The 7490-nt window shown below is 44.5% G+C and carries 12 protein-coding genes; all 12 read right to left on the reverse strand.

All coding sequences use genetic code 11. The annotated features are described in order from the left end of the window. Nucleotides 1–16: 16 nt before the first annotated feature. On the reverse strand, nt 17–349 hold the full coding sequence (nuoK, locus tag VM640_RS13000; protein WP_325392893.1) for an NADH-quinone oxidoreductase subunit NuoK: 333 nt from the start codon (nt 347–349) through the stop codon (nt 17–19). Next, nucleotides 339–854 carry an NADH-quinone oxidoreductase subunit J family protein gene (locus VM640_RS13005; RefSeq protein WP_325392895.1) on the reverse strand — a complete coding sequence of 172 codons (516 nt, stop codon included), beginning with the start codon at nt 852–854 and terminating at the stop codon, nt 339–341. Before VM640_RS13005 ends, nuoK begins: the two co-directional genes overlap by 11 nt. Next, on the reverse strand, nt 851–1258 hold the full coding sequence (locus VM640_RS13010) for a NuoI/complex I 23 kDa subunit family protein (protein WP_325392897.1): 408 nt from the start codon (nt 1256–1258) through the stop codon (nt 851–853). Before VM640_RS13010 ends, VM640_RS13005 begins: the two co-directional genes overlap by 4 nt. A 4-nt stretch (nt 1259–1262) precedes the next feature. Then, nucleotides 1263–2309, reverse strand: a complete 1047-nt coding sequence (gene nuoH / locus VM640_RS13015) for an NADH-quinone oxidoreductase subunit NuoH (protein WP_325392899.1) — start codon at nt 2307–2309, stop codon at nt 1263–1265. Between the two features lie 25 nt (nt 2310–2334). After that, the gene (locus tag VM640_RS13020; RefSeq protein ID WP_325392901.1) at nt 2335–3438 is read right to left on the reverse strand and encodes an NADH-quinone oxidoreductase subunit D; all 1104 of its coding nucleotides are present in this window, start codon (nt 3436–3438) and stop codon (nt 2335–2337) included. Nucleotides 3439–3449: 11 nt separating this feature from the next. Beyond that, a complete protein-coding gene (locus tag VM640_RS13025) occupies nt 3450–3941 on the reverse strand; it encodes an NADH-quinone oxidoreductase subunit C (RefSeq protein WP_325392903.1) in 492 nt (163 codons plus the stop codon). After that, nucleotides 3931–4452 (reverse strand): NADH-quinone oxidoreductase subunit B, encoded by a 522-nt coding sequence (locus tag VM640_RS13030; RefSeq protein ID WP_325392905.1) that lies wholly within the window; start codon nt 4450–4452, stop codon nt 3931–3933. Before VM640_RS13030 ends, VM640_RS13025 begins: the two co-directional genes overlap by 11 nt. Further along, entirely contained in the window at nt 4443–4796 is a 354-nt protein-coding gene (locus VM640_RS13035) for an NADH-quinone oxidoreductase subunit A (RefSeq protein ID WP_325392907.1), read from the reverse strand. Before VM640_RS13035 ends, VM640_RS13030 begins: the two co-directional genes overlap by 10 nt. A gap of 122 nt (nt 4797–4918) precedes the next feature. Beyond that, on the reverse strand, nt 4919–5671 hold the full coding sequence (locus tag VM640_RS13040; protein WP_414647985.1) for a ribonuclease HII: 753 nt from the start codon (nt 5669–5671) through the stop codon (nt 4919–4921). A gap of 202 nt (nt 5672–5873) precedes the next feature. Continuing rightward, nucleotides 5874–6698 (reverse strand): ribosome biogenesis GTPase YlqF, encoded by an 825-nt coding sequence (gene ylqF, locus VM640_RS13045; protein WP_325392911.1) that lies wholly within the window; start codon nt 6696–6698, stop codon nt 5874–5876. A 49-nt stretch (nt 6699–6747) separates the two neighbouring features. After that, nucleotides 6748–7260, reverse strand: a complete 513-nt coding sequence (gene lepB, locus VM640_RS13050; RefSeq protein WP_325392913.1) for a signal peptidase I — start codon at nt 7258–7260, stop codon at nt 6748–6750. A gap of 19 nt (nt 7261–7279) precedes the next feature. Next, nucleotides 7280–7490, reverse strand: a 211-nt coding sequence (locus VM640_RS13055) for a hypothetical protein (protein ID WP_325392915.1), incomplete at its 5' end; no start/stop codon positions are given.

The raw sequence follows: 7490 nt of genomic DNA on the forward strand, positions 1-7490 counted from the left end.
TTCTCCATAGACTCTCTTACCACTTCAGCCAGTTAAGATCATCAACATTGGTGGTCTGACGATTACGATAAATCGTGATGACTAGAGCCAGTCCGACCGCGATTTCAGCTGCAGCGACAACGATGACAAACAGGGCAGCCACTTGCCCAATCAAAGGATTGATAGCCGTGTTCGCCCAAGGCGTAAAACGACTAAAGGCAACGAAGTTGATGTTCACCGCATTGAGCATCAATTCAATGGACATTAACACCGCAATGATATTTCTTTTTGCAAAGACACCGTATAATCCGATACAGAAAAGCATGGCTCCCACCAGGAGATACGTTGAAAGTCCTACACTAATGGTCATTACGTTCTTTGCCTCCTTTCACAAGGATCACCGCTCCGATTAAAGCAATCGTTAAGAGGAATCCCGCCGCCTCAAACGGGACCATATACCATTGAAAAAGCAGGGCGGAGAGTTCAACCGTTCCGCCGGCAGTCGAAGCCATCGGCAGAATCCGCCAATTCCCATTCGAGAGAATGACTAAAGCAATCAGAACGAAAAGTAAGCCTGCTACACCAGCACCCCAAGTCCATTTATTTGTCTCCGGGCTGCTTACCGATACATCCCCACGCAAAGTTAGCATCACCGCAAAAATGACCATGATCGAGATGGCTCCGGTATACACAAGAATTTGGGCTGCTGCCAGAAACTCTGCGTTTAAGAGAACATAGAGCACGGCCACCCCGAAAAAGGTTAATGCTAGAAAAAGAGCGCTGTGGACAATATTTTTAGAGGTTACAACACCCCAGGCAGACGCCACAGCGACAATGGCGAAAATAAAGAACACAATCGTCGCCATAGTACTCATGAGTTATCCCCCTTCCCTTTGCGCTCAGCCCGTGCCATCATGTCCCATTGCAAGTCTTCCACTTCATAGACAGCGTTTTCGAACTCCTGCGTCACTGTTATCGCCTTGGTCGGGCAGGCTTCCGTACACAAACCACAGAACAAGCAACGCCCAACGTCCATATGATAGCTCTTGAGAACTTTTTTATTGTTTTCATCTTTTTCACTGGTTAATTTAATGACGCCGTTTGGACAGGCCATCGCACACATGTTGCAGGCAATGCACTTGTCCGGTTGCAACCCCATGGAACTACGCACCCTGGTCGAAAGGTTGGGTCTCACGTCGGGATAAAACTCAGTGATCTTGGGTCCGAGTAAGTGTTTTAACGTGATGCCTAAACCTGTTAGTAGACCTTTACCAAACACTGTGTCACCCCCCCATCGCTAGTCTGTAAATGTAGATCCCCAGACCCGTTAAGATAATGTTTAAAATTGAAAGCGGCAACAAGATCTTCCAAGATAAATGCATTAAATGGTCAATTCGCAGTCTGGGAAAAGTCCATCGAGCCCACATCGCAAAAAAGATGACACTCCCCACTTTTAACCAAAACCAAACCCAGCCCGGTAAGAACGCCGGTCCATGCCAACCGCCTAAAAACACAGTTGTAGTCATTGCGGCCAGAAGAAGCAGGTTTGAATATTCCCCTATCCAAAATAAACCATGACGGAATCCTGAATACTCTGTAAACGGACCGGCGACCAATTCCTGTTCTCCTTCAACTAAATCAAAAGGCGCCCGATTGGCCTCGGCCATACCTGCAATAAGGAAGATCACAAACGCCAAAGGTTGAAGGAAAATAAACGGAACCGACTTTTGAGCTTCCACAATAACTCCTAGGTTGAAAGACTGGGAGATCATAACCACCCCAAGCAGCGACAGGAGCAAAGGGATTTCGTAACTGATCATCTGGGCAACTGCCCGCATGCCTCCAAGCAAAGAGTATTTACTATTAGATCCCCATCCGCCCATAAAGAAGCCTAGGGTTGAAATAGAAGTGATGGCAAAATAATAAAAAATACCTAAATCAAGATTGATAGGTGCCATCCCTTTACCATAGGGTATGACGCCTAATGCCATTATCGGGACCGAGAAGATAATTATTGGCGCTATTTTAAAAATAAGTCTATCAGCGCCTGCAGGAATAACATCTTCTTTACCCGCGAGTTTCAATCCGTCCCCAAGAGCCTGGAACCAGCCGCGAGGACCGAGGCGGATTGGACCTACCCGTTGAGCTATATATGCTGCTATTTTACGTTCCATTATGGATAAGACAAAAATATTCAGAAAAATTATAATAATAACCATAACACAACCGATAATACTCATCGTTAAATCTGCCCAGAATGAGTACGGATCTGTAAATAATCCACGGATAGCAGCCGCAATAATCAAAAACAGATTATTTAAAGTCTCCATCTTGTTCTCCTTTCATTGCAAATTCTTACTTGTCAACTTCGCCCAATACCGCATCCATCGTCGCAAAAATAGCAATTAAGTCTTGGATTTTCCAGCCTACAGCTACAATTGGAAGCATTTGCAGATTAATAAATGATCCCGAACGGATACGAACCCGTGACGGTTTGGTCGTTCCATCACTGACAATATAGAATCCCAATTCCCCTTTAGGGTTCTCCACACGGTGATAAACTTCACCAACCGGGGGTTTGATAACTTTAGGTATTTTGGCCATAATAGGACCTTCCGGAATATCGCGAACAGCTTGCCTGATGATTTTGAGGCTTTCCATAATCTCATCCATTCTGATCATGGTCCGGTCAAAGCTGTCGCATCCGGTGCGAACGGGTACTTTGAAGTCAAATCGATTATAAATACTGTAAGGTTCAGCTTTACGCACATCATAATTTACACCGGACGCTCGCAGAATCGGACCGGTGATCGAAAGATTTTCAGCAAGCTCCTTCGGTAAGATACCAATATTTTTCAAGCGAGCTTGAGCAATCTCATTTCCGAAAAATATACCGTAGTATTCTTCAAGCATCTCCGGAGAATCATCTAGAAAAGATTGGAGGGCAGGCCAGAATTCCGCCGGCGGTTCAGCGCACATTCCCCCTATGCGCATGATATTAACAGTCAACCGGCTTCCCGAGGTCATTTCAAACATATCTAAAATCCGTTCGCGATCCCGGAAAAGATAAAACCAAGGTGTACTTCCTCCAAAATCAAGCGCCGTACTGGCAATCATAATATGGTGGCTGGCAATCCGGGCAAGTTCGCCAAAGATAACTCGCAGGTATTCCGCTCGTTCCGGAACTTCAACCCCCATCAGTTTTTCCACGGTTTGGACATATGCCCAATTGTTATGTGGGGATGCAAGGTAATCCAGACGGTCCGTATAAGGAATAAATTGCGAATAAGTTCTGCTTTCGGCCAGTTTCTCCATTCCCCGGTGCAAATACCCTATTTTCGGTATGATTTTTGTAACTGTTTCCCCCTCTAAATGAACTATCATACGGAACAGGCCGTGCGTACTTGGGTGCTGGGGGCCCATGTTCAATATAAGTTCTTGTGTGTTTTCAATAGCCATGGCTTTCCCCCCTATTCCCCTTCTATCCGTGTACGCACGATATTGCGAACCTCAATGGGCTCGGTCACATAGTCCTTGCGCAACGGATAACCTTCAAAATCATCCCATAGGTAAATTCGCTTAAGATTGGGATGTCCTTTAAATATAATCCCGAACATATCATAGGCCTCACGCTCTAAGAAGTTTGCACCCTGCCAGATACGAGTTACAGAATCAATCACTGGATTTTCTCGATCTACAATTGCCTTGACACGCAAAAGTTGAGGTCCTCGGAGACTTGATAGCTGATAAACCACTTCAAAATGATCCCCTAGATCTAAGCCACCTAGGTCATGGAGAAAATCGCATGGGACATCTGTGAAGCTTTTGGCTGCTGTCAAAGTTTCGATAATATAAGGAGCTTTAACTTTTAAAATAAATACCCCAAAGCTCTCTTTAACTTCACCGCTAACTCGGGCTGCAAGTTCTTCCACTCGCTGCTTTAATAATTCTTTATTTTCCATGTCGCATTAACCTCACCTTTGCGGGATGGGAAACCTTGTATTGAAGCCGCAGCATCGCAAATATTAATGATTCTGGCCGTGGGGGGCACCCAGGAACGTATACATCCACCGGGACAATCTTATCAACGCCAGCCATCATCGAATAAGAATCAACAAAAGGTCCCCCTGCACTTGCACAACTTCCCATAGCAACAACCCATTTAGGCTCGGGCATTTGGTCATAAATACGCCGCAGCAATGGAGCCATCTTCCGAGTACAAGTTCCTGCCACAATCATAACGTCGGCTTGACGCGGAGAAGCACGAAAAGCCTCCCAGCCGAAACGAGATATGTCGTATCGACCTGCGCTTGTTGCCATCATCTCAATTGCACAACAGGCTAAACCAAACGTAGCCGGCCAAAATGAATAACCTCGCCCCCAATTTAATACTTTATCAATCGTAGTAAGCACAACGTTTTTTTCCATCAACGTTTCTTCCTCGCGAAGCTGTTTCTCCAAGTCTACATCCACTCTAAAGCACCTTCTTTCCACGCATACCAAAAACCGACCAAGAGAATGACAATAAAGATCAGCATTTCTGCGAAAGCAAATATTCCCATTTTTTGGAACGTTAAAGCCCATGGATACAAGAAAACAGTTTCTACATCGAAGGCGGTGAATACTAAAGCGTACATAAAGTAATTGTTCTTGAATCCGATCCATGTCTGACCAATTGTCTCGTTACCACACTCATAAGCCGTCAGCTTCTCTTTGCTGGGTTTGTTGGGTGCAATTAACTTGGGGATCAGCAGTATAATTAAGGCTACGGCTACAGACCCAACAAGAAACACCCCTACACCGGCAAATTCAGACATCTTCCTTACCTCCTTTCATGAAAAATAGATTATTTCTATAAGCCAAACTCATTTTGCCATATTCATAGATACGCGTCAATGATATGGCTAAATCCGCGAATTTTCTGAGTTTTGACTTAAAATCAACCAATAGAGGCTTTTTGCTCAACCGGAGAAAAACTCCGACGGTGAAGAGGACAGGGTCCATACGCTTTAAGCGCTTCAAGATGTTCCTTTGTCCCATACCCTTTGTTACGGTAAAATCCATATTCTGGGTATAATTTATGAAGTTCGGTCATCCACCGGTCCCGGGTAACCTTAGCCAGAATCGAAGCCGCAGCAATACTGGCGCTGAGCGAATCTCCCCTGATAATTCCCTTCTGAGGGATCTTGATCTGAGGCAATTCCAAAGCATCAATTAATAAAAAATGGGGACGCACTTTCAGACCTTCCACAGCACGCTTCATCGCTAGTTTCGTAGCTTGTAAAATGTTAAGGGCATCAATTTCGGCAGGTTCAGCACTTCCAACAGCATAACCTAAAGCTTGGCTTTGTATTTGCTCAGACAGCTTTTCTCTTTTGCTCTCTGACAGCTTTTTCGAATCATTAAGCCCTGGAAGATCAAAACGAGCAGGAAGAATACAGGCCGCAGCCATTACCGGACCGGCAAGAGGTCCGCGACCAACTTCATCCAACCCAGCAACATAGAGAAAACCTTTTTCCCAGAGTTTTTTCTCTTCAGTTAACAATTCTTGGATCCTTTGCTCCTCTGCTCTTTGTGATTCATAGCGCACCACAAGAGACCGAATCCCTTGCCGAGGATCCTTGTCACAGGCCTCTAAAAATTCCTCTGAGGGTTCTGACTTGATGATATTTTCCACCTCACGAATGCTCATTTGAGGCAATAGTTTCAATGGACTTCTCTTCTTTCCACTATGTTTAATTCGACATTTATGGGCTGTTCCCTTTTTTGGTATACAAAATTGTACTATAGATCCTATATTATATATTGATCAATATATAACTATATTGGGATATCTATCTTTAGTATTACTTATTTGATTCTTAGCTAATTTAACATATATTTTTATACTGCACTTAAATGCGATCCAACGTTATCTTTCCCAAAGCACCAGATCGAAATTCACGCATAAAAATGTGGGCCGCTGTGAGAATATCAACTTGGCCGCCCTTGACTAAACATCCACGGCTCCTTCCGATCTCTTCAAGTGTCAATTGGGCAGTTTCTTGGGTATATCGTTGTAAAGTTGCGGGGTAATATTCTTTAAGCCATCCGAGTAACCACTCTGACAACTCCTCTAGATTTAATACCTCATCGCGAATAGCTCCGGCGGCGCCAAGTTTCTTCCCCACGTCTGGGTCTTCAAATTTTGGCCAGAGCAAACCTGGAGTATCTAATAGCTCTACTTTTTCATGAATGCGAATCCACTGATTTCCACGAGTAACCCCCGGCTTATTCCCTGTCTTCGCTTTCGGACTTCCAATCAGTTGATTAATGAGGGAGGATTTACCGATATTAGGAATTCCGACGACCATCGCGCGGACACTTCTTGCACGTACACCTTTGGCAGCCATACGGTCCTGTTTATCCGCCATTAAGCGTTCCAATTCTGGGACGATCTTCCCAACACCCAATCCTGAAGTAGCGCTTACGGCTAAAACGGGATTTTCCTTACGCAGTTCCTTGAGCCAAACTTCCGTCCACTGTGGATCAGCCAGATCAGCTTTATTCAGAAGAATGATTTTGGGTTTTCCCTTAAGCAATTGTTGCAAAAGCGGATTACGACTACTTTCTGGTAGACGGGCATCTCCGAGTTCTACAACTACATCTACCCACTCTAATTGATCAGAAAGTAATCGTTTCGCCTTGGCCATATGACCGGGGAACCATTGAATACTCATGAAAACTCAACTCTTTCTAATTTCCATCATTTACTGTAGTAACTCTATATTAACGAATAAATTTGATACGCTGTATGGGATAATAAATTACCCCGGCCTTACCGATGAGATAGTTTTTGGGAAGCAGCCCCCATTCCCTTGAGTCCTCGCTTTGACGCCGGTTATCTCCGAGAACAAAAATATTCTTCGGGGGAATCGTTTCCGGACCAAACGGAGGATAATCTCCAGGTTTCAAGTAAGGCTCATTTACCAATTGGCCATTGATGAAAACCTGATTATCTCTTAACTCAACCGTTTCTCCTTCGAGCGCAAGAACACGCTTAACAAACGTCCGATTCGGGTCACGAGGATAAGCAAAAACCACAATATCTCCACGTGACGGTGCCCAAAAGCGATAGGAAAGTTGATTCACTAGGATTCGATCTCCAGGAGCGATACCCGGCTCCATAGATGCCGAAGGAATCAGATAAGGTTTAAGGACAAAGAGACGCAAAAGAACACCTACTAAAACGATTCCGATTAGAGTCCAAGTGAGCCAGCCTAATCTCATCTTTTGTTTCATTGATCTATTCCTCCCCTGTTCAAAGAAACTCCTCATTAGTATGAACAAGGGATTTACAGAGCATACACATAAATAATACCATAACTTGCATCGTTAGGATAAAGAAAACTTGGCTTGTGCCAAGCATAGCGAAGGCAGAAGCCTTAGTTGCCTTATCCTGCCGAATAGCATAGCATTCATCGTAGGATAAAGAAAACTTGGCTTGTGCCAAGCATAGCGAAGGCAGAAGC

The sequence above is a fragment of the Desulfitobacterium sp. genome (assembly GCF_035539115.1).
Taxonomy (GTDB): domain Bacteria; phylum Bacillota; class Desulfitobacteriia; order Desulfitobacteriales; family Desulfitobacteriaceae; genus Desulfitobacterium_A.

Coding starts and splice junctions, on each gene's coding strand:
- VM640_RS13025 (WP_325392903.1), bottom strand. CDS start 3,941: ATGGAAAATAAAGAATTATTAAAGCAGCGAGTGGAAGAACTTGCAGCC.
- VM640_RS13040 (WP_414647985.1), bottom strand. CDS start 5,671: ATGAGCATTCGTGAGGTGGAAAATATCATCAAGTCAGAACCCTCAGAG.
- VM640_RS13035 (WP_325392907.1), bottom strand. CDS start 4,796: ATGTCTGAATTTGCCGGTGTAGGGGTGTTTCTTGTTGGGTCTGTAGCC.
- nuoK (WP_325392893.1), bottom strand. CDS start 349: ATGACCATTAGTGTAGGACTTTCAACGTATCTCCTGGTGGGAGCCATG.
- VM640_RS13020 (WP_325392901.1), bottom strand. CDS start 3,438: ATGGCTATTGAAAACACACAAGAACTTATATTGAACATGGGCCCCCAG.
- nuoH (WP_325392899.1), bottom strand. CDS start 2,309: ATGGAGACTTTAAATAATCTGTTTTTGATTATTGCGGCTGCTATCCGT.
- ylqF (WP_325392911.1), bottom strand. CDS start 6,698: ATGAGTATTCAATGGTTCCCCGGTCATATGGCCAAGGCGAAACGATTA.
- VM640_RS13005 (WP_325392895.1), bottom strand. CDS start 854: ATGAGTACTATGGCGACGATTGTGTTCTTTATTTTCGCCATTGTCGCT.
- lepB (WP_325392913.1), bottom strand. CDS start 7,260: ATGAAACAAAAGATGAGATTAGGCTGGCTCACTTGGACTCTAATCGGA.